Source organism: Primorskyibacter flagellatus, from assembly GCF_900176485.1.
In the GTDB taxonomy this organism is placed as follows: Bacteria; Pseudomonadota; Alphaproteobacteria; order Rhodobacterales; family Rhodobacteraceae; genus Primorskyibacter; species Primorskyibacter flagellatus.
This window is the reverse complement of the sequence record NZ_FWYD01000023.1, coordinates 1-18,535: the sequence shown is the minus strand read 5'-3', so window position 1 is coordinate 18,535 and position 18,535 is coordinate 1. Positions and strand designations below refer to the sequence as shown.

Sequence of the window (18,535 nt, the reverse complement as noted above, 5' to 3'; positions counted from 1 at the left end):
GTCATCCGTGCTGCCGCGCGAGATCGGCGGCGGTACTGCGTAGTTTAAGCAGGGTATCAAGGATCAGCGCGGCGGGGTCAAGGTTGACCGCCCGGCCATGGCGCAGCCGCGCGCTGACAGTCTGGGCGGTCTCGGCCCAGGCGCGGGCGGCATGGGGAGAGGGGGCCAGCCGTGTCAGGATGCCCGCTTCATTCGGTGCGGCCTCGATCACCGGCGGCTGGCCCGTGGCACCGGTCCGCGCGACACGGACAAGCGCCAGATCCAGCAGGCCCAGCAGTAGCGCATAGCGATCCTCGGCGGTGCGACCTGCGGCGCTTTCGCCAAGGCGAATGGCGCGCGCGCGGTCAAGATCGGGCAGGCCGCCCAGAAGCGAGATAATCTCGTCATACAGCGCCAGCCCGTTGAGGTTGACCAGCCGGATCGCCTCGCCCACGGATCCGGCGGACAGTTCGGCAAGGGCCGCGGTGTTGGCTGTCTCGGTCTCGATCCCGGCAAGCGCAAGGGCTTCGGCCATGCCATGCCTGTCCAGACTGTTCAGTCGCAATTCGCGACACCGCGAGCGGATGGTCGGCAGCAAGTGCGACGGTTGATGGCTGATCAGCAGCAGCGTGGTGTCGGCAGGCGGTTCTTCAAGCAGTTTTAGAACCGCGTTGGCGGCAGAGATATTCATCTCGTCCGCCGCGTCGATGATCACCACGCGGCGTCCGCCATCGACTGCCGAGAGCGAGAAGAACCCCTTGAGCCGTCGCACCTCGTCGACGGTGATCTGGGTCTTGAGGCGTTTCGACTTTTCGTCATAGGGGCGGCGCAGAAGAAAGAGGCCGGGTTCGGACATGGCCAGAATGCGCCGCGAGACCGGATGATCGGGATCGATGTCGAGCGTTTGCGGCGTGGCATCGGGTAGGGCATCGCCGAACAGGCCCGCGCCACCTTCAGGTTGCGGCATCGGCATGGCCAACAGAAAGCGCGCGATGGTCCATGCAAGCGTCGCCTTGCCAACCCCGTGTGGTCCGGTGATCAGCCAGGCGTGGTGCAGCCGTCCGCTGTTGAAAGCTTCGAGAAAAGCCGCTTTGGCGGCATCCTGTCCGATCACCTCGGGCGTTTCGCGCGGGTGGGGCGCGCCGGGGGCGCGGTCGGATTCGGGTAGGGCGTCATCACTCATGGCAGACAGGTTTCCACCGCATCCAGAACGTCCCGTGCCACCGCTTCTTCAGGGCGATTGCCGTCGATGACGCGGATGCGGTCGGGAAATTCCTGCGCCAGCGCCAGAAAGCCCGTGCGCATGTCTTCCTGAAGCGCCACGCCGAAATCCTCGAACCGTTCTTCGACGGTCTGACGGGATTTCGCACGGGCCAGACCAGCGGCGGGGTCCATGTCGATCAGGATGGTCACATCCGGTTCCTGCCCGATCATCAGCTCGTGCAACTGATCCACCGCAGCGCGCAGATCACCACGGCTGAGACCCTGATACATGCGGGTGGAATCGGCAAACCGGTCGCAGATGACGATGCGATGGGCGGCCAGCGCCGGACGGATCGTGCGTTCCAGGTGGTCGCGGCGGGCAGCGGTGAACAGCAACAACTCCGTCTCTGCCGACCAACGGTCAGGGTCGCCTTGCAAGACAAGTGCACGGATTTCCTCGGCCCCCGGACTGCCACCGGGCTCGCGGGTCAGCACCGCTTCATGCCCGCGCGCGGTCAGCGTATCAGCGAGGCGTCTTGCCTGTGTCGATTTGCCGGATCCGTCGATACCCTCGAAGCTGACGAACAGTCCTTTGGATGTCACAGCGCCCCCTCGGGACCTTCGTTCAGTCGTTTGATCAACACCTGGCTGACCGTCATCATACGGTTGACGAAGCCGCCGCGCGCCACATCACGGTCCGCCACAAGCGGCAACCGGTGTTCTGGCAGACCTTCGGGCTTGATGATCAGTTCGGCGAGTTCTTGTCCTTTTTGGACGGGCGCGGTGATCGGGCCGGTATAGACAACCTCGCCCTTGACCTCGTCGCCGCCCAGTACCGGCAAAAGCAGATCAAGATCCTCGGCCACGGTCAGGCCGACCTTGGCTGCATCGCCCATCCAGACGTCGGCCTCGGCGATCACGGTCCCGGCGCGCGCAACCGACTTGCTGGCGAATTGCCGAAAGGCCCAGTTGATGATCGCTTCGGCCTCTTCGGCGCGGCTCCGTTCTGTATCCAGTCCCGAAATCACCACGACCACCCGTCGATCACCCTGTGCCGCCGACCCGACCAGACCGTACCCGGCCTCGGTCGTGTGGCCGGTCTTCAGCCCGTCCGCACCGATCCCCAAAGACAGAAGCGGGTTGCGGTTGCGCACATTCTGCGGCGCGCGGCCATCGAACTCATACCGTTCTTCCGCGAACATCGGGTAGAATTTCGGAAAATCGGCGATCAGCCGCGTAGCCAGCAGGCCAAGATCACGCATCGACATCTCGTGTTCCGGTGCGGGCCAGCCGTTGGAGTTGGCGAAAACCGAGTTGGTCATGCCCATTTGCCGCGCGCGCTGGGTCATGTAGCGCGCAAAGCCGCGTTCTGTGCCATCCGGGCTCAGCGCTTCGGCGATCACCGCGCAGGCATCATTTCCCGACAGGACGATGATGCCGCGCAACAGATCCTCGACCCGGACACGGTCCGTGGTGTCCAGAAACATGGTGGAGCCGCCATAGGACATGGCGTGGCTGGAAACCGGCAGCCTTTCGTCAAGGCTGAGCCTGCCGTCGCGGATCGCCTCGAATGCCATGTAAAGCGTCATCAGCTTGGACATCGATGCGGGCGGCAGGGGCTGGTCGGCGTTCTTGGCCAACAGCACAGTCCCCGTGGTCTGGTCGAGCACATAGGCTGCGCGCGCGCGTGTGTCGAATGCGTCTGCGGGCAGTGCAAACAGCATTGCGGCGACGAGGGCAGGGATCAATCGGCAGAGTCTTGGCAGCATCGCGGCGCGTTCTCCAGTCAGTTGCGAGTGCAGTTGATTGCCATATCGGCATCGGTCACGCCAGAGGCCGGCTGCACCAGAATTTTTCATGCGTCACCCTTTGCCTGCTCGGACCTTGAGACTGCGCCGGTTGTGCCGGTCCTCATGCTCAACAGGCGCGGGAAAGCGCCAACGGCCAAAGCCTACAGCGTCATCCCGCGCATGGAAAGTCCACCCGGCGCTGTCGGCGGAAAAACCCGCCTGCAAAGTTTGCTTTCAGAATCACCCGGACCGGTCTAGACGACAACCCACCGCGCGCCGGAGGAGTGGCAGAGTGGTCGAATGCACCGGTCTTGAAAACCGGCGTGCGTGAAAGCGTACCGTGGGTTCGAATCCCACCTCCTCCGCCATTATCACATTTTTCATGATTTGATCGGATCTCCTTGGGTGGCCTTTTCTCTTTGTGTGTCGGGGGTTGCGCGGTTTCTGCTTTTTGTTGGATTTCTTTCGATACTGCCCGTATGCTTTTCTTGAGTGGTATGGAACGTGGTATTTTGAGATGGCCCTGACTGGAAAGCTGACCAAGAAGCTGGTGGAGAACCTTGGACCGGGGCGGCATGGCGATGGCTCGGGGCTTTATCTGGTGGTTGATCCGTCTTTGGCACGGCGTTGGATCGTGCGGGTTGTGGTCAAGGGGCAGAAGAACAAGAAGGGCGCACCGCTGCGCACTGACTTCGGCTTAGGCGGCGCGGATGTTGTCACGCTGAACCAAGCGCGCGACCGGGCGCTGGATTATCGGCGCATGGCAAAGCAAGGCCTGAACCCGCGCTACAACGCCAAGCGCGAGGTGCAGAGTTTCGAGGAGTTTGCCCAGCAGGTTCATATCGACCGGATGCCGACATGGAAAAACGCCAAGCATGGTCAACAATGGATCAACACCCTGCGCGACTATGCCTTTCCCAAGATCGGGCGGATGCCGATTGACAGCATTGGCCAGCCCGAGGTGATGATGTGCCTTGCGCCGATCTGGACCGAAAAGCACGAAACGGCGAAGCGTCTGGCGCAAAGGATCAAGACGGTGCTGGACGTGGCGCGCTCCAAGGGGTTCAGATCCGGCGAGAACCCTGTTACGGCGATCAAGGAAGCCCGGTCTCTGCCCAAGGTCAAAGCCAAGGTAAAACACCACAAGGCGATGGCGTGGCAGGACGTGCCAGCCTTCTATGCCGATCTGCAAACCCGCAACGCGATGGCGGCAAAGGCGCTGATGCTGACCTGTCTGACCGGATCGCGCACCAGCGAAGTGCTGGGCATGACATGGGATGAGATCGACAGCGACGCGCGGGTCTGGACCTGTCCTGCGCTGCGGATGAAAACCGGCGAAGATCACCGCGTTCCGCTGACCGACGAGATGCTGGCGATCATCGAGCCGCTGCGCGCGATGCAATCGGAATACGTCTTCGAGGGCCAGAAACGCCACAAGCCGCTGTCGAATATGGCAATGCTGATGCTGTTGCGCCGAATGAATGTCGAGGGCGTCACGGTCCACGGCTTCCGCTCCACCTTCCGCGATTGGGCGTCCGAAGTCGCGGGCGCGCGACGCGAAGTCGCCGAATTGAGCCTGTCGCACCGAGTCGGGTCAGATGTCGAAAGGGCCTATGCGCGGTCGGACATGCTGGAAAAGCGGCGGGTGCTGATGGATCGGTGGTCAAGCCATGTAACCGGCTCAGAGGGCACGGTTATTGCGCTGCCGGGTGCGACGCTGGACGGAAAGTAAATGACAAAAGTCAGGCGTCGGTTACATTTATGTCCAGACCAGTGCGCCAGCCGAAACCGCAGAAGAGCGCATCATCCATGTTCCAAATACAGTTGGGGAAATTGACCGGATGCGCGGCAAAGACACCGTCAAACGCCTGAACGAGATTGTTGGACGATATTTCGACATTCCGCCGGGCGTCGGATTCGGCGCGCATCAGCCGCCTTTCGACATCGACAATCCGGACCTGCACGAAACCAAGGGGGAACTTTTGGCGGAAATAGAACTGATAGAAAAACTCCTCTCTCAGCTAAACGTTCTGGTGCCGCTGTTGCGCTCCCCCTTGCTCGGAAAAGACGCTGAAAAGAAGGTTGGCTTGCCCTTGATGCAATATGTGGATTCCGAGGCAAGACGGTACGCTGCCAAGCGGATGGTTGAGGACCCGACCGACCTGGTCATCGACGGAGCGGCAAAGGTTGGCGCTTGGGGGTCTTCGGCCACCTTGCTGGGCGGAATTCAGAGATTGGCGGAGCGAAGGCGGGCGGATCTTGATGCTCGTTTGGAGAAAACCTGGAGCAAAAGGGGACGCCCACCAAATGCCTATGCCAGGACGATTGCGTTGAGATTGGCCAAACTGGTGGCTGGGCGAACCGGCAGAAAGCCAACGCTCGGCACCGCTTCTGATGGAGGGCACCCGTCAACCGATTACGGCAGGGCGCTGGAGGAAACTTTCGAGGCTCTGGAGATCAAGGGCGAAATCCGCCGCCCCGGAGAATGGGCTTTGAAGCAACTGACAGATGAAGATATTGTGCGGCTGCCGATCTACGATCTACACATATTCGAGGCGCTAAGGTCGAAATCCTCCGTACCGGAGGACTGACTCCCGAATTGTGGAAAAACCATCCTGGACGCCGAACCATAAAGAAGGTGTGCGGCCAGATTTTGTCATTTGATGAGCCGTTTTCAGTATAAAATGATCCGCTTAGATCCGTTTCAGACATATACGGAGCGGAACAAATGCCAAAACTTTTCGACGACGCGCGCAGCTACGTTCTCGGTGACATCGATTTGGAGCTGATTGGAGATAGGGCGAAACTGGCGCAGTGGCGCCACAAGGGGGTCGGCCCGGCCTTCTATCGCCTTGGTCGCAAGATCATCTATCGCGGCGCGGACCTGAACGCATGGGCCGAGGCAAACCGGGTCGATCCCGATGCGTGAACAGATGGCTCATAGCTCTTTTATGGTCAATCGACGAGCGGGCTACCTTTGCGGGAGGGCGTCCAGTGAGTGATGCTCGCACTCTCGCCCAACGGCTTGGAGGGCACTGGCACGGTGCCTATGGAACTGCACCGTGCCCCGTCTGTCAGCCCGAGATGCGAAGGCATCAGACCGCGCTGACAATCTCTGATGCAGGTGGCAAGTTGCTGCTGCACTGCAAGAAATCGGACTGTGCCTTCCGCGATATTCTCGCGGCCGGGGGTATTGTCTCTGGCAATGTAGCGCCGCCCGATCCCTTTGAGATTCCACGTCGAGAGGCGGCCCGACGGGCCAAAGCCGTCAATCGTGCCGTCCAGGCGCGCCGAATCTGGGATGCGACGCAATCGATTGGCGGTAGCCTCGCCGAGATCTACCTGCGCACCCGCGGCATCACCTGCCCGCTGCCGGAGACGCTGCGCTTTCAATCCGCATGCTGGCACGGGGCGACCGCGACCCGACATCCCGCTCTGGTGGCGCTCGTAGTGGGCGGCGACGGCTTCGCGGTACACCGGACCTACCTGCGCAGCGACGGGCGCGGCAAGGCAGCGATCAAGCCCGCCAAAGCGATGCTCGGCGCTGTTGCCGGTGGTGCAGTCAGACTATCTGACATCCCCGGTGCGCTGGCCGTGGCCGAGGGCATCGAAACCGCACTCAGCCTGTCCTGCGGGTTGCTGCAAGATCCGGCAACTGTCTGGGCTGCGCTCTCCACGTCTGGGATGCGCGCCCTTTCGCTGCCCTCGAAACCAGGTCAGCTGATCGTAGCATCCGATGGCGACCCCGCTGGGCAGGCGGCCGCGGTTGCGTTGGCCGAACGGGCGCATGCGACCGGCTGGGACGTCTCGCTGCTACCCGCTCCTAACCGCTGCGACTGGAATGATGTCCTTATTACGAAAAGGGGTACCGCATGAGTGCCCCGGAACCGATACCCTTCACACCCGACTGGCCAGAACCCTCGGAACGCTTTTTGCGCACAGACTTGCCGCCTGCGCCAGAACTTCCGCTGCGCGACGTGCTGGGGCCGTGCCTCTCGAAATGGGTAAAAGATGCCGCGGAGGCGAAAGGAGCGCCGCCAGACTACATCTTTGCAACCCTTATGACCGTGGGCGGCGCGGCTATCGGCAATACTCGGTGGGTTTCGCCTTGGCAGGGCTGGGCTGAACCGCCCATCATCTGGACCATGTGCGTCGGACTCCCCAGTTCAGGAAAATCACCAGCAATCGATGCTATTATGCAGCCGCTGCGGTCGATCGAACGCCGCCTGCGCGAGGCGGCGCACGCAGAATATAAAGCTTGGTCCGCAAAGGCTGACCTTGCGAAATTGGCCGAAGCCGCATGGAAGGAAACAGCAAAGGCAGCGATTAAGGCGGGCGACACGCCGCCGAAACGACCAGAAGAAGCGAATGCCGGCACGTCTCCGCATGTTCCCAGGCTGGTGATAAACGACGCCACGATCGAGCGGCTCGGAGTGATCCTCGCGCAGCAACCTCGGGGCGTCCTGCAGCTACGCGATGAACTGGCAGGATGGTTGCAAGACATGCAACGCTACTCTGGTGGTGCCAGCGACCGGCCGTTCTGGATCGAGGCCTTCGGCGGCCGAAACTTTACAGTAGAGCGAATGGGGAGGGATTCCCTGACAATTGACCGACTCGCGGTGGGCGTTTGCGGGGGAATCCAGCCTGACCGGTTGAAGAGCCTGCTGTTCAAGTCCGACGATGACGGGCTGTTGGCGCGCTTCGTGCCGATCTGGCCGGACCCCGCGCCCTTGCGCCGCCCTCGGTCAGGGACAGACGAAATCCTGATGGAACGGATATTGAGCAAACTTCTGTCTCTCGATTTTATTACAAGCAAAGAAGGCGAGACACAGTCTGACTTTATTCCCTTCGCCGAGGATGCGCGCGATCTTTTGCAAGGTTTCCGCCAGCGAATGCGTTGCCTGGAAGCTGAGACCGAAGGGCTGATGTTGTCCTTTATTGGCAAGTTGCCAGGGCTCGCTGCACGCCTGTCTCTGGTTCTAGCCTTCCTTGGCTGGGCATTAGATGACAAGGACGAGCCTCGAGAGATTTCGGCATTGGAATTTGGCAGGGCAACGACGCTGGTTGAGGCATATCTCCTGCCGATGGCGCAGCGCGCTTACGCGGACGCGGCGATATCGAAAGCGGAACGCGCGGCACGGCGTTTGGTGGGCATCATCCGGGATCAGGCTTGGAGGAGCTTCAGTTCACGAGATGTACTGCGGCTCGACCGCGCAGGTTTGGGCACCAAGGCACAACTCAATCCGGCGCTCGCGCTCCTGGACGAAGGTGACTGTATACGCCCAATGGAGACACCACCGGGCGCTAAGGGGGGACGCCCACAACGACTGTTTGCGGTCAACCCGGCGCTACATTGAGATCAAACATGACCCAATGGTTGGCAGCTGAACGTTTGGCAACGTCGGTCCGGACAAAACTGACGAAACTGACAGAAGCCGTCTTGATGAAGGTTTTGTCGGTAATGTCGGTTTTGTCCGGCTGTCGAAACCAGTACCTCTTACGAGTCAGCAACTTACCCGGTCGGGGCATGAAGTCACCGACCGCGTGCCAGAACGTGATGTCGAGCGTCAAAGTTTGGTCGATGTATTTTGCAGTCGGCCCGCTTATGGGGTTCCTCGGATGACGATTCTCCACAGCCAGCGTATCGAAGGATCCTTGTCATGACGCACAGTCGAAAGCGCAGCAACATCGTGCCGCTCACGGCCGATCCGCGGGCAAAAAATGCTCTAAAGTACCGGCCCGAATATTGTGAGATCGTCAAGCGCATGGCACGCGAGGGCCAGTTCCCCGAGGCTTGGTGCTCCGAGATGGGGGTCTCCATGTCGACCATGTACAACTGGGCTGCGCGCTACCCCGAATTTGACGAAGCCTGCTGCATCGCCTGGACCGCTCTGGCGGCCTACTGGACCGGTAAGGCGGTCCGTATGGCATTTGGAGGTGAGGGAGACGCCAAACCGCTCATTAGAATCCTGCGGACGCGTTTCCCCGACACCTGGGGCGACAACCCGCGCAACACGGCCGGGCACTACGAACACGTCATGCGACCGGGTATGATGGAGCTCATGGCCCATCACCACACCGCCGTTCGGGGCATGACGAAGGAACAAATCGAAGCCGAACTCGCCAAACTGCGCGAGCATTACCAGGGAGACGCGGCAGATAAGTCAGAGACAAACTCGAAGTAAGAGCGTGAAAAAAGCAGATGGGGCCCAGCTAAAAGCAGTCTAAGAAGGAGCTAATGCATCCATATCTTGGAGCTAAAGCTGCGGATAAATGCCGGTCAAACAAAAGGCTATCTAGGCAGTTATCTGACAGACAAGTCCTGATCAATCGCACCGGGCAAAGCCCAACGCCTCGGTTTCGTAGCATTCTTTGTTCTGGAGTAAATACGGCATTAATCAAACTTGCGGCCCTCTTCGGTGTATCGATCCAGCCGCGCGATGGGCACGTGATGCCCTCGGCAGCTAGGCCCTGCCGGATAGAAGCAGCGTCCAGCGACTGGCTTCGTCGGGCGCGCTGCTGGGGGAAGAGAATTCGTTGCCCGGGGGTTGAGTGCCCGTCGAGTTGAACCGTGCGAACAAAATGCGCTGGACAGCGGCTTGGCGGTGCTTGGGCTTTTGCGCGACCCCTAAGCGAACGGAGGCAAGCTGAACAAGATCATCCGCTCCACCTTCGTCTCAGTCCAGATGCGGGAATTTACCCCGCATGACTTCCGCACGACGCTGGCCATACTGGGCAAGCGCAAGTGCCACGACATGGAGCGACTCAAGGCATGGTCGATAGAGGTGGTCCTGGAACTTCGACCAGTTTTCCGCCGGGCTAAGCTATAGCATTGTTTTCATGTCAGGCAGCGGCCTTAAGTTTGTCGTTGCGGATATCATAGGCCTCGGCAGGCGTCAGCAAGCCGTTCGATGAGTGTGGGCGTTCTTCGTTGTAGTAGGTGATCCAGTTGCCGATCCCGTCGCGGGCCTCGGAACCGGTCTCGAAAGCGTTCAGGTAGACGCATTCGTACTTCAAGGAGCGCCAGAGCCGCTCGATCATCCGGTTGTCGATCCAGCGACCGCGCCCGTCCATGGAGATCTTCACCTTCGCGTCGTGCAGCACGTCAGTGAAGTCGGTGCTGGTGAACTGCGAGCCCTGGTCGGAATTGAATATTTCCGGCGCCCCATATCGGGCCAGCGCTTCCTTCAATGCTTCTATGCAGAACCCCGCTTCCATGGAATTGGACAGCCGCCAGCTCAGCATCTTCCGGCTGTGCCAGTCCATGACCGCCACCAGGTACAGGAACCCACGGCGCATCGGAATGTAGGTAATGTCCGTACACCAGACCTGATTGGGGCGGGTGATCAGCAAGTCCCTGAGCAAGTATGGATAAATCTTGTGCGCCTGGTGCTTCTTGCTTGTCTTGGGTTCCTGATAGATCGGCACCAAGCGCATGAGCCTCATCAGCCGCCGCAGCCGATGACGCCCGCATTGGTGGCCCTGTCGCTGCATGTGACGGGCCATCTGCCGCGAGCCGTACCAAGGCGTCTCCAAGAATTGGCGGTCGATGATTGCCATGAACGCCAGATTTTCGGCGCTTTCGCCGCGTGGATGATAGTACAGGCTGGAGCGCGCCAGCGACAGCAGGCTGCACTGCCGCCGGACACTGAGCTCAGGATGGTTCTGCTTCACCGCCTTTTGCCTCCAGTGCCGAGGATGAGACTGGAGGCATCGACCAAAAAATCTCGCTCCACGACGAGTTGGCCGATCTTGGCGTGCAGTTTTTCGACGTCACCCGCAGACACCTGCGGCTCGGAGGACGAGGCCCCGCCAAACGTCGAAGCCATGTTCGCAATCGCTGCCTTCTTCCGTAAGCCTTCGGCGGCGGCCGTCTGATCTCGGGTTGATCCGATGGTAAGTCCGACCTTATGTCCGATTTTATCAACCGCCCTCAAATTGAAGTTCTTTCCGCCGCCGATGGGGATCGCCGTCGGTCTTGGTCAGATGATGATAAACTGCGCATTGTGGAAGAAAGTTATATCGGCCACCGTCAGGTGGCAGCCACGGCGCGGCGGCATAGCATTTGCTGATCGCTGCTGACCACTTGGCGACGGCAGTATCGAAACGGTGAGCTTGGGTCTTCTCGCCCGGTATCGTTCGCGCCGGTGGCTGTGACGAAGGAAGCTCCCGCGTCGCGAGCCAACCAGGTCGATCCCTATCCGCCTCCGGGTTGTCAGGTCGAGATAGCCCTCCCGAATGGGCGCCGACTCATCGTGCCGATGGGCGTGGAGCCCGAAGCGCTTGCCCGGATTTTGGCAGTGGTGGACCTGCAATGATCGCGTTTCCGGCGGGGGTGAAAGTTTGGATTGCGGGCGGCATCACCGATATGAGACGCGGCATGAACACGCTGGCGCTACAGGTGCAGGAAGGGCTTGGCCGTGACCCCCATGCGGGCGAGATCTTCTGCTTCCGGGGGCGTAACGGCGATCTGGTCAAGATCCTGTGGCATGATGGGGTAGGCATGTCGCTTTATCTGAAGCGCCTGGAAGCAGGCAAGTTCATCTGGCCGGTGAGCCGGTCCGGTGAAGCGGTTCAGGTCTCGGCGGCGCAGTTGGGTTACCTGCTGGAGGGCATCGACTGGCGCAATCCTCGCTGGACGCAACGCCCTGCAAAGGCTGGATAAACTGCGCTGACAGGCCTGTTTTTATTGGTGCAGCGCGATTGCCGATGGTAGACATTGACCATGTCTGATGCCATCTTCGAACTCGCCAAATTGCGCGCTGCCTTTGTCGCAGCCGAGGCCCGTGCGGATGTTGCGGAAAGCGAGCTGGCACAGGCCCGTGCGGCTGTGTCCTGCTCGGAAGCAATGATCCAGGAGCTCAAGCTCGAGATCGCCAGGCTGCGCCGCGACAAATACGGTATCTCGTCGGAACGGCGCGCGCGGCTGATCGATCAACTGGAACTGCAGCTTGACGAACTGGAAGCTGCGGCTACCGAAGATGCCCTGGCCGCAGAACAATCGACCGACAAAGCCGCCACCACGGTGCGTGCCTTCACGCGCCGTCCACCTGTGCGCAAGCCGTTCCCCGAGCACCTGCCGCGCGAGCGGGTGATGATCGAAGCCCCTGATGCCTGTAGCTGCTGCGGCTCGGATCGTATCGTGAAGATGGGCGAGGATGTCGCCGAGACCCTGGAGGTGATCCCGCGGCAGTGGAAGGTGATCCAGACCGTGCGCGAGAAGTTCACCTGCCGGAGCTGCGAGAAGATCAGTCAGCCACCGGCCCCGTTCCATGCGATCCCGCGCGGATGGGCCGGGCCCAGCCTGATCGCCATGCTCGTCTTCGAGAAATATGGACAGCATCAGCCCTTGAACCGGCAAGCCGAGCGGTTTGCCCGTGAAGGCGTCGATCTGAGCCTGTCCACCCTGGCTGACCTCGTGGGGCATGCCGCTGTCGCATTGCAGCCGATCCATGCCTTGATCGAGAACCATGTGCGTGCCGCTGGCCGCCTACATGGCGACGATACCACCGTGCCGCTTCTGGCGCGGGGCGGTGCAAAAAAGGCCCGTCTCTGGACCTATGTGCGCGATGACCAGCCCTGGAATGGTGGCGCGCCACCGGCTGCGGTCTTCCGCTTCTCCCGGGGTCGCGCGGCAACCAATCCCAATCAGCATCTCGCCGGATGGCAAGGCGTGCTGCAGGCCGACGCCTATGGCGGATACAACGATCTTTACCGCGCTGACCGTGATGCGGGCCGCGTGACCAGTGCACTGTGCTGGGCACATGCCCGCCGGAAGTTTTTCGAACTGGCAGACATCGCGGGCAACGTGCGCAAGGGCAAACCTGCCCATCAGATCTCGCCGGTTGCACTGGAGGCGGTGAAACGGATCGACGCCATCTTCGACATCGAGCGCGACATTAACGGGCTGGATGCCAAGGCCCGCCTTGCCGCCCGCCAGAACCTGTCTCTGCCCTTGGTGGATAATCTCCATGACTGGCTGAAGGAGGAGCGCGCGAAACTGTCCAAACACAACAAAGTGGCCAAGGCGATCAATTACATGTTCGAAAAAGAAGGCCGCTGGCGGGCCTTCACGGCATTCCTCGATGACGGGCGCATTTGCCTGACGAACAATGCAGCCGAACGCGCTCTGCGTGGCGTGGCTATGGGCCGAAAGTCATGGCTTTTTGTTGGCTCCGAGCGCGGCGGGCACCGTGCCGCCGCCATGTATACCCTCATCGTCACCGCTAAAATGAACGACATCGACCCGCAGGCTTGGCTGGCCGATGTCCTCGCTCGGCTGCCCGACATGCCCGTCTCGCGCGTGCATGAACTTCTGCCCTGGAACTGGAAAACCCTGTCCCTCGCCGAGGCGGCGTGACCATGCAGCTGAACAAGGTGTATTCCGTCAAGACCATCGACCGCGTTGCTGCCGAGCTCGGAGAAACAGTTGATCGGATCTTCAATCTCGCCATTGATATGGAAACCGAAGATGGTGTGATCTGGGTCTACGGCCCCGGCGACGCCAGCGTCATCGCCTTCACTCCTTTCGGGATTGAAAACCTGCAAGAACTCATCGAAATGGACCGTGAGCACGCGCGTTGACCTCGCTGTGGCCTACGCCGGATGCTTACTTTTTTTTCCAGCCACTGATCATTGTTGGATGAATGCCGTACTTCTTGGCCAACTCGGCCGTCGTCAGCTCCTCACGGATGGCTTCCAATGCCACCTTCGCCTTGAATTCCGCAGAATAGCGCTTTCGTTTCGTCATCTCGGTTCGGTCCTTCGTCAGTCGCTAAAGCTTAGCAACTGGTCCGAAATCCTGCGACCACCGCTCGATGAACATGGGCCACGAAAGCCTGATCACGACGGTGTCGTCTTACACGCCCGTTTCAAACCAGAAAAAGGCAGAGCAGATCAGTGCGCAGATAGCGGCATTTGCAAACTCGGCCGTTTGACGCAGCCAGCCGAGTTTATTTGCCGCGGCGCAGTCCTCCGTTGTTGCCGTTCGTCGCGACTACGAGCTTTCGGAACCGGTGAGTTCACACAGTGCGGCCATGTTTGTTTTTTGAATTCAGTGAAATAGTACTTCGACCTTTGCGAGGAAGTTTAAGATTGGCAACGACCAAACTGTGCCCAACCAAGCGCTGGCGAAGAGTAACGCGATCTGAAGTGCAATGTAGATCCCAGTTTTTTGCACGGCAGCTATAAGATCGTATGCTTGGCCCAATGACTGCAGCATTTCGTGGTCTGCTTGGCGTAACAGTTCACTAGAGGCTTCTTCGTCGCGCGGTTGGTGCAAGGCTATGAGTTCAAGGTGGCGCAAATCGCGCAAGGTAGTCATTCTAGTTTGCAGATCTTGGTTGTGACTCAGGGCACGGCTCACGGACATCCCATATAAAACCGTCATCACCATCAGAGTTGTGACCATTGCTTGAACAAACGGCAGGACAGCAAACGAGATAACGGCAAAAGCGAAGGCCACGATCCCGTTCGACAGGCCCGCCAAAATGAAGTCGCGATGGCGTTTCGCAATTAAGGAATCCTCGAATGTGTTCAAAGTATATTCCTTCCAAAATAATGGCCGTTGTTGCTGTGAAAATTGGATCAAAAATGGTTTGTCAAATTCGTTACCTCAGTAGTTCCGGCTGAACAACCTGATCCGCCGAAGAGATAGGAAGTTGACGGCCTGCTCTTCGGGATGAAGGCGGCGCACAACGCCGCCAGGATGAAGGCCCAAAAGGCCCTGAGGTGGGTCAGGATCTTGCGGATGTTGTGCCCACACCCGCAGAGGACGGCGAAGATGGCGTCGCCGAACGTGCCCTTGAGTGGGCACCGCGAGAGGCGTCCGTCGGTTTTCATGTGGCCGATCTCGGGCTCGGTGGCGCTGCGCCGTCGCAGCAGCGCCTTCAGCTTCGGCGTCAGGCCCCGGCGCGTGCCGCTGATCAGGACTTTTGTGCGCGAGACTCCGTGGCCCCGATATCCGCGATCCACGATGGCCAGCGCGGGCATCTGGCCGGTGAGGATTTCCACCTGCTCAAGGGCTTCGGCCAAGGTATGGCCGTCGTAAGGATTACACGGCAGGGCCCGCATGCCGACGACGAAGCCTTCGTCGATGGTGGTGGCGAGGCTGACCTTGGTGCCGAATTCATAGCGCTTACGGGCCTTGCCCTTGGAGATGCAGTCGACCTCGGGTTCATGCAAAGCGTAGATCTTGCCGCGGCTCTTCGGCCCCTGGTGCAGCAGACGGCCGACCAGCACGAGGGTGTCCAGCACGCGCTCGCGGAAAGAACCGTCGGGGATCTCATCCAGTTGACGGCGAAGGTCGCGCAGGACGCGACCGGTGTAGCCCTTCAGTTGTTTCAGGGCCTTGCGCATGCGCTTGAACTGGCGCGCATGGGCGTAGCGACCGGCCTGCAGCGCCAGGCGCGGTGCCAGACGGTTGTAGTTCTGCCGCAGTGTGATCCCGCCTTCGTCTGCCAGGGCGACAAGCTGACGACGGGCTTTCTCATACAGGCGTGCATCGGTCGGGTGGGCAATGTTCTTCTCCATCACCGTCGTATCCACGGCGACGCGCGACAAGCTGCCATCATCAACGGCACCGGATGTGCGCCCAGCCTCGATCGTCTTGGTGAGTAGCCACTCGGCCCCTTCCTCTCCCATCCGTTTGCGCCAGCCATTGCCCGGCAGGCGAATGTTTACATTCGCTGAGAGGGGGTCAGCGAGGACGGATCGATGGGCGGGCGATGCTGAAAGAAAACCTCACCTGTGAAGTGCTGGTAATATGGGTTCTCAACCCAACGGGCGACCACAGCCTCGTCGGACAGCCGGTAAGCGTGCTGGAGATACAGCAGCCCCGCGACGAGGCGCGGCGATGTGGCTGGCCGCCCTGTCGTGGAGGGAAAGAAACCGGCCCATTCCGTCTCGAAGAACTCCCAGTCGATCAGCTTTTCCAGCTTCGCCAATTCGTGGCGCAGATCGATCATGTCGGTCAGGCGGGGACGCAGGAGATCATCCTGCTCTTCAGCGCGGGGATGAGGTTTCATCACGGCTCCGGAATTTGCAAGCTTTCGAAACCCAGTATACGAAACCCTGCAATTTCACGCTACAGTTCTAGCGGGATCGATAAGTAAAATCAGTGGCTTCTGACTTGTTCAGGCTGAACTAAAAAGAGGGAACGCTCACCTGTTGTTCATACGCCGCCTTTCAAATTTTGACCGTTGAAACATATTTAGGCACGTTACAGCCCATTTTGAAGTTGATCAGCCCGTCCGGCTTCTGGCTTCAAGAAGCATCAGACTTCGAGTTCGCAGCTAATGTCGGCAATGCGGGCTGCAGACGCAACATTGCTACAGCATGACGAACTGCATGTTTGGGCCGGAAAACGCCGGAAGTTGGACCTTCACAGCATGAGATGGTTCGCCAAGCGCGAGCTCCGGTTCAAGCCCATAACCCAAAGTGAATGCGGTTAAGGCACGGAGACCAAAACTGCGTAGTAGTAGGTCATCTTCGGTTTTTCCCAAGACGCAGCCTTGCAACATCATGCATGATGCTTCGCACGGAGTTCATATTCAGTTTCTCTGATAGAATGGATCGCAATAACCCGTCGCGTGACAGCGGCTCAACGAGACGTCTGCTGTGGACAATGCCGGGGTAGAGCAGAAAAAGTGGCTGAGGGGCTGCTGACAGATCAGCTTTTGGGCCCATGTAATCGAAGCAAACAGGAACTGGGCTTTCCAGCCAATATTTGGGAAAAAGCTCTTCCGCGACATCGGATAGGAACAGACCGGTGCGTTTTTGACCCTGAATAATTTCGGTCAATCCGCTTCGCCATTCTGTTATTCTCTTTCGGTTTCCCTCAAGTCGCGAGCCATCAACGATCCAGAGCATATTCTTGTAAAATGCCTCTCTCGCACGGCGTTCTGTTGGTTCCAGATGGGAATGTTGAACCTCTACAGTGAGACCGGCAAGCGTGTAGACATCGGCAATGTGCTTTTCGCCTGCCGCTTCATCCGTAAATATACGCTCTTGCCATCTAAGAGGAAATTCGTTCTTCCAGTTGCGATGCCAGTCAGTTTCGGGCTCCCACCAAGGATCGCAGTCCGTTTTGCTTTTGTGGGCCCAATGATGAACTCTTACTTCACCACATCGAGGTATCATCTCTGAATGACAAAAGGGACACATACCAACGGTGCCTGGCAATGGCCTACTTCGGTTGCCGTTGATATCTGCAGTAAGCATTTGTATCTGTCCGGTTCCAATGGGGTTAATTGGGGCCAGTTCTAACGACAGCAGGCCGATTCCAAAACCGGAAAGAGCCCGCAACCCTTACTGTAAACGGGCGCTGGAACGACCACAGCGAAAGCTTATCCATCCGTACAGCTTCCTTCCAGCCTACAGAATTACTGCACATCCGATGAATGACTTCTTTGGGATAGCTGCGGCGCGGCATTGGCGACCTTATCGAACGGCATCTGTGGGTGGCTCCTGCATTGCAAGCGTTTTCTGGCAATTTCTGCGGTCATTTTAGTCAGTACTGTCGTCTGTCCGGCCTGTTTATGTTTTGGCATTGCCTCCACTGGCCCTGATGAGTTCCGCAAGCGAGGTTCCAATCGGCTTATCGACCTCAAAGGGCCGCTGCCATTCCCGGAGTGTCCTTGCTCTTGGTTGACTTAATTCCGCATCATCACTTCAACGTCTTGCATCTCGTAGAGCGCTTAGAACGCTGGTTGCCGGTATTCTTGTTTCTTGGCCAGCATGGCCCAGACGGCCCGGGCTGCCTTGTTTGCCATGGCGACCGTTGCCAGCCGGAACGGTTTGTCGGCAATGATCTTGGCTGTCCACAGATCGACCTTCTCTGGCGAACGTTTCGCCATCACAGCGCGAGACGTCATGCCCACGACCAGCAACTTGCGAATGTAGCGATCACCCTGCTTGGTGATCTTTCCAAGACGTTCCTTACCGCCGCTGGATTTATTGAGAGGGGTCAACCCCAGCCACGCCGCCAGATCGCGCCCTGTCCGAAACTGATGCGCGTCACCGATAGTGGCGACAATCGCCGATGCTGTGACCGGCCCAATTCCAGGCATGCGCATTAATCGACGTGCATCTGCGTTCAGCATTGCGTGTTGCTCGATCATCTTCGAATAGCCAGAGATGCGTTCGTTCAGGCCGATGAATTGGTAGCACTGGATTCCAAGCATCCCGTTCGCGATTTCCGGCATGTCAGGGTGATCACCGTCCCGGTGACGCTTTGCAAAAGCCGTAACTGCTTCGAACCCAATCGGCAAAATGTGCCCAAACTCGCGCAACAGGCTGCGGATCATGTTGGCCAACTGGGTGCGTTGCCGAACTGCCAAATCTCGGGTGCGATGGATCGATAGAATAGCCTGCTGTTCTTCGGTCTTGATTTCGACGAACCGCATCGTTGGCCGCCGAACGGCTTCACAGATCGCCTCTACATCAACGGCGTCGCTCTTCCCTCGCTTCACTTATCATCAGGTGGCCATAATGCGGAGGTGCGTGGGACAGTCGCTTGATAGCCACTCATTTTTGCCGTTATGCGACGGCTTTGCTCCGCATTA

Annotated in this window: 17 protein-coding genes, 1 tRNA gene and 4 pseudogenes; 11 read left to right on the top strand and 11 right to left on the bottom strand. The window is 59.3% G+C overall.

From position 1 onward, the window contains the following. Position 1: 1 nt before the first annotated feature. The 3 genes from B8991_RS17960 to B8991_RS17950 are packed head-to-tail and all read right to left on the bottom strand — an operon-like array spanning position 2 to position 2,951. A complete protein-coding gene (locus B8991_RS17960; protein ID WP_084354391.1) occupies positions 2 to 1,162 on the bottom strand; it encodes a DNA polymerase III subunit delta' in 1,161 nt (386 codons plus the stop codon). Next, positions 1,159 to 1,785: a dTMP kinase gene (gene tmk, locus B8991_RS17955; RefSeq protein ID WP_084354389.1), complete on the bottom strand. Its 627-nt coding sequence runs from the start codon at positions 1,783 to 1,785 to the stop codon at positions 1,159 to 1,161. Before tmk ends, B8991_RS17960 begins: the two co-directional genes overlap by 4 nt. Next, on the bottom strand, positions 1,782 to 2,951 hold the full coding sequence (locus B8991_RS17950) for a D-alanyl-D-alanine carboxypeptidase family protein (RefSeq protein ID WP_084354387.1): 1,170 nt from the start codon (positions 2,949 to 2,951) through the stop codon (positions 1,782 to 1,784). The genes tmk and B8991_RS17950 overlap by 4 nt, the downstream gene beginning before the upstream one ends. Positions 2,952 to 3,250: 299 nt before the next feature. On the opposite strand from B8991_RS17950, the gene B8991_RS17940 reads away from it, so the two are divergent. Further along, positions 3,251 to 3,340: transfer RNA gene (locus B8991_RS17940), tRNA-Ser, on the top strand. Positions 3,341 to 3,489: 149 nt separating this feature from the next. After that, positions 3,490 to 4,704 (top strand): tyrosine-type recombinase/integrase, encoded by a 1,215-nt coding sequence (locus tag B8991_RS17935; RefSeq protein ID WP_084354383.1) that lies wholly within the window; start codon positions 3,490 to 3,492, stop codon positions 4,702 to 4,704. Between the two features lie 10 nt (positions 4,705 to 4,714). Here B8991_RS17935 and B8991_RS21255 read toward each other — a convergent pair whose 3' ends face one another. Next, the gene (locus B8991_RS21255; RefSeq protein WP_143514662.1) at positions 4,715 to 4,900 is read right to left on the bottom strand and encodes a hypothetical protein; all 186 of its coding nucleotides are present in this window, start codon (positions 4,898 to 4,900) and stop codon (positions 4,715 to 4,717) included. Between the two features lie 54 nt (positions 4,901 to 4,954). On the opposite strand from B8991_RS21255, the gene B8991_RS17930 reads away from it, so the two are divergent. The 4 genes from B8991_RS17930 (at position 4,955) to B8991_RS17915 (ending at position 8,329) form a co-directional block, all read left to right on the top strand. Then, positions 4,955 to 5,563 carry a hypothetical protein gene (locus B8991_RS17930; RefSeq protein WP_143514661.1) on the top strand — a complete coding sequence of 203 codons (609 nt, stop codon included), beginning with the start codon at positions 4,955 to 4,957 and terminating at the stop codon, positions 5,561 to 5,563. 137 nt (positions 5,564 to 5,700) lie between these two features. Continuing rightward, the gene (locus tag B8991_RS17925; protein ID WP_084354379.1) at positions 5,701 to 5,901 is read left to right on the top strand and encodes a MerR family transcriptional regulator; all 201 of its coding nucleotides are present in this window, start codon (positions 5,701 to 5,703) and stop codon (positions 5,899 to 5,901) included. Between the two features lie 155 nt (positions 5,902 to 6,056). Beyond that, on the top strand, positions 6,057 to 6,848 hold the full coding sequence (locus B8991_RS17920; protein ID WP_235866685.1) for a DUF7146 domain-containing protein: 792 nt from the start codon (positions 6,057 to 6,059) through the stop codon (positions 6,846 to 6,848). Continuing rightward, positions 6,845 to 8,329: a YfjI family protein gene (locus tag B8991_RS17915; protein ID WP_084354375.1), complete on the top strand. Its 1,485-nt coding sequence runs from the start codon at positions 6,845 to 6,847 to the stop codon at positions 8,327 to 8,329. Before B8991_RS17920 ends, B8991_RS17915 begins: the two co-directional genes overlap by 4 nt. Here B8991_RS17915 and B8991_RS17910 read toward each other — a convergent pair. Continuing rightward, on the bottom strand, positions 8,310 to 8,543 hold the full coding sequence (locus B8991_RS17910; protein WP_084354373.1) for a hypothetical protein: 234 nt from the start codon (positions 8,541 to 8,543) through the stop codon (positions 8,310 to 8,312). The genes B8991_RS17915 and B8991_RS17910 overlap by 20 nt on opposite strands. Before the next feature lie 89 nt (positions 8,544 to 8,632). On the opposite strand from B8991_RS17910, the gene B8991_RS17905 reads away from it, so the two are divergent. Next, positions 8,633 to 9,157 (top strand): hypothetical protein, encoded by a 525-nt coding sequence (locus B8991_RS17905; protein ID WP_084354371.1) that lies wholly within the window; start codon positions 8,633 to 8,635, stop codon positions 9,155 to 9,157. 658 nt (positions 9,158 to 9,815) lie between these two features. On the opposite strand, the pseudogene B8991_RS17900 reads toward B8991_RS17905, so the two are convergent. Beyond that, positions 9,816 to 10,822 (bottom strand): annotated as a pseudogene (locus B8991_RS17900) (IS3 family transposase); the annotation flags it as partial. 60 nt (positions 10,823 to 10,882) lie between these two features. On the opposite strand from B8991_RS17900, the gene B8991_RS22045 reads away from it, so the two are divergent. The 4 genes from B8991_RS22045 (at position 10,883) to B8991_RS17875 (ending at position 13,556) form a co-directional block, all read left to right on the top strand. Further along, positions 10,883 to 11,044, top strand: a complete 162-nt coding sequence (locus B8991_RS22045) for a transposase (protein ID WP_235866687.1) — start codon at positions 10,883 to 10,885, stop codon at positions 11,042 to 11,044. Between the two features lie 242 nt (positions 11,045 to 11,286). Beyond that, positions 11,287 to 11,637: an IS66 family insertion sequence element accessory protein TnpB gene (gene tnpB, locus B8991_RS17885; RefSeq protein WP_084354365.1), complete on the top strand. Its 351-nt coding sequence runs from the start codon at positions 11,287 to 11,289 to the stop codon at positions 11,635 to 11,637. A gap of 60 nt (positions 11,638 to 11,697) precedes the next feature. Next, positions 11,698 to 13,332 carry an IS66 family transposase gene (gene tnpC, locus B8991_RS17880; RefSeq protein WP_084354363.1) on the top strand — a complete coding sequence of 545 codons (1,635 nt, stop codon included), beginning with the start codon at positions 11,698 to 11,700 and terminating at the stop codon, positions 13,330 to 13,332. 2 nt (positions 13,333 to 13,334) lie between these two features. Beyond that, entirely contained in the window at positions 13,335 to 13,556 is a 222-nt protein-coding gene (locus tag B8991_RS17875) for a hypothetical protein (protein ID WP_084354361.1), read from the top strand. Positions 13,557 to 13,584: 28 nt separating this feature from the next. Here the strand turns inward: B8991_RS17875 and B8991_RS17870 are convergent. The 5 genes and pseudogenes from B8991_RS17870 to B8991_RS17850 form a co-directional block, all read right to left on the bottom strand. Continuing rightward, a pseudogene (locus tag B8991_RS17870) lies at positions 13,585 to 13,722 on the bottom strand (transposase); the annotation flags it as partial. A 303-nt stretch (positions 13,723 to 14,025) separates the two neighbouring features. After that, a complete protein-coding gene (locus B8991_RS17865; protein WP_084354357.1) occupies positions 14,026 to 14,562 on the bottom strand; it encodes a hypothetical protein in 537 nt (178 codons plus the stop codon). Further along, positions 14,559 to 15,997, bottom strand: a pseudogene (locus tag B8991_RS17860) (IS5 family transposase). The gene B8991_RS17865 and the pseudogene B8991_RS17860 overlap by 4 nt, the downstream one beginning before the upstream one ends. 457 nt (positions 15,998 to 16,454) lie before the next feature. Beyond that, a complete protein-coding gene (locus B8991_RS21250; RefSeq protein ID WP_143514660.1) occupies positions 16,455 to 17,192 on the bottom strand; it encodes a competence protein CoiA in 738 nt (245 codons plus the stop codon). Between the two features lie 476 nt (positions 17,193 to 17,668). Continuing rightward, positions 17,669 to 18,442: pseudogene (locus B8991_RS17850) on the bottom strand (IS110 family RNA-guided transposase); the annotation flags it as partial. Positions 18,443 to 18,535: the final 93 nt, after the last annotated feature.

Coding starts and splice junctions, on each gene's coding strand:
- B8991_RS17935 (WP_084354383.1), top strand. CDS start 3,490: ATGGCCCTGACTGGAAAGCTGACCAAGAAGCTGGTGGAGAACCTTGGA.
- B8991_RS17915 (WP_084354375.1), top strand. CDS start 6,845: ATGAGTGCCCCGGAACCGATACCCTTCACACCCGACTGGCCAGAACCC.
- B8991_RS21255 (WP_143514662.1), bottom strand. CDS start 4,900: ATGCGCGCCGAATCCGACGCCCGGCGGAATGTCGAAATATCGTCCAAC.
- tnpC (WP_084354363.1), top strand. CDS start 11,698: ATGTCTGATGCCATCTTCGAACTCGCCAAATTGCGCGCTGCCTTTGTC.
- B8991_RS17905 (WP_084354371.1), top strand. CDS start 8,633: ATGACGCACAGTCGAAAGCGCAGCAACATCGTGCCGCTCACGGCCGAT.
- B8991_RS17950 (WP_084354387.1), bottom strand. CDS start 2,951: ATGCTGCCAAGACTCTGCCGATTGATCCCTGCCCTCGTCGCCGCAATG.
- B8991_RS22045 (WP_235866687.1), top strand. CDS start 10,883: ATGTCCGATTTTATCAACCGCCCTCAAATTGAAGTTCTTTCCGCCGCC.
- B8991_RS21250 (WP_143514660.1), bottom strand. CDS start 17,192: ATGCTTACTGCAGATATCAACGGCAACCGAAGTAGGCCATTGCCAGGC.
- B8991_RS17960 (WP_084354391.1), bottom strand. CDS start 1,162: ATGAGTGATGACGCCCTACCCGAATCCGACCGCGCCCCCGGCGCGCCC.
- B8991_RS17875 (WP_084354361.1), top strand. CDS start 13,335: ATGCAGCTGAACAAGGTGTATTCCGTCAAGACCATCGACCGCGTTGCT.
- tnpB (WP_084354365.1), top strand. CDS start 11,287: ATGATCGCGTTTCCGGCGGGGGTGAAAGTTTGGATTGCGGGCGGCATC.
- B8991_RS17920 (WP_235866685.1), top strand. CDS start 6,057: ATGCGAAGGCATCAGACCGCGCTGACAATCTCTGATGCAGGTGGCAAG.
- B8991_RS17925 (WP_084354379.1), top strand. CDS start 5,701: ATGCCAAAACTTTTCGACGACGCGCGCAGCTACGTTCTCGGTGACATC.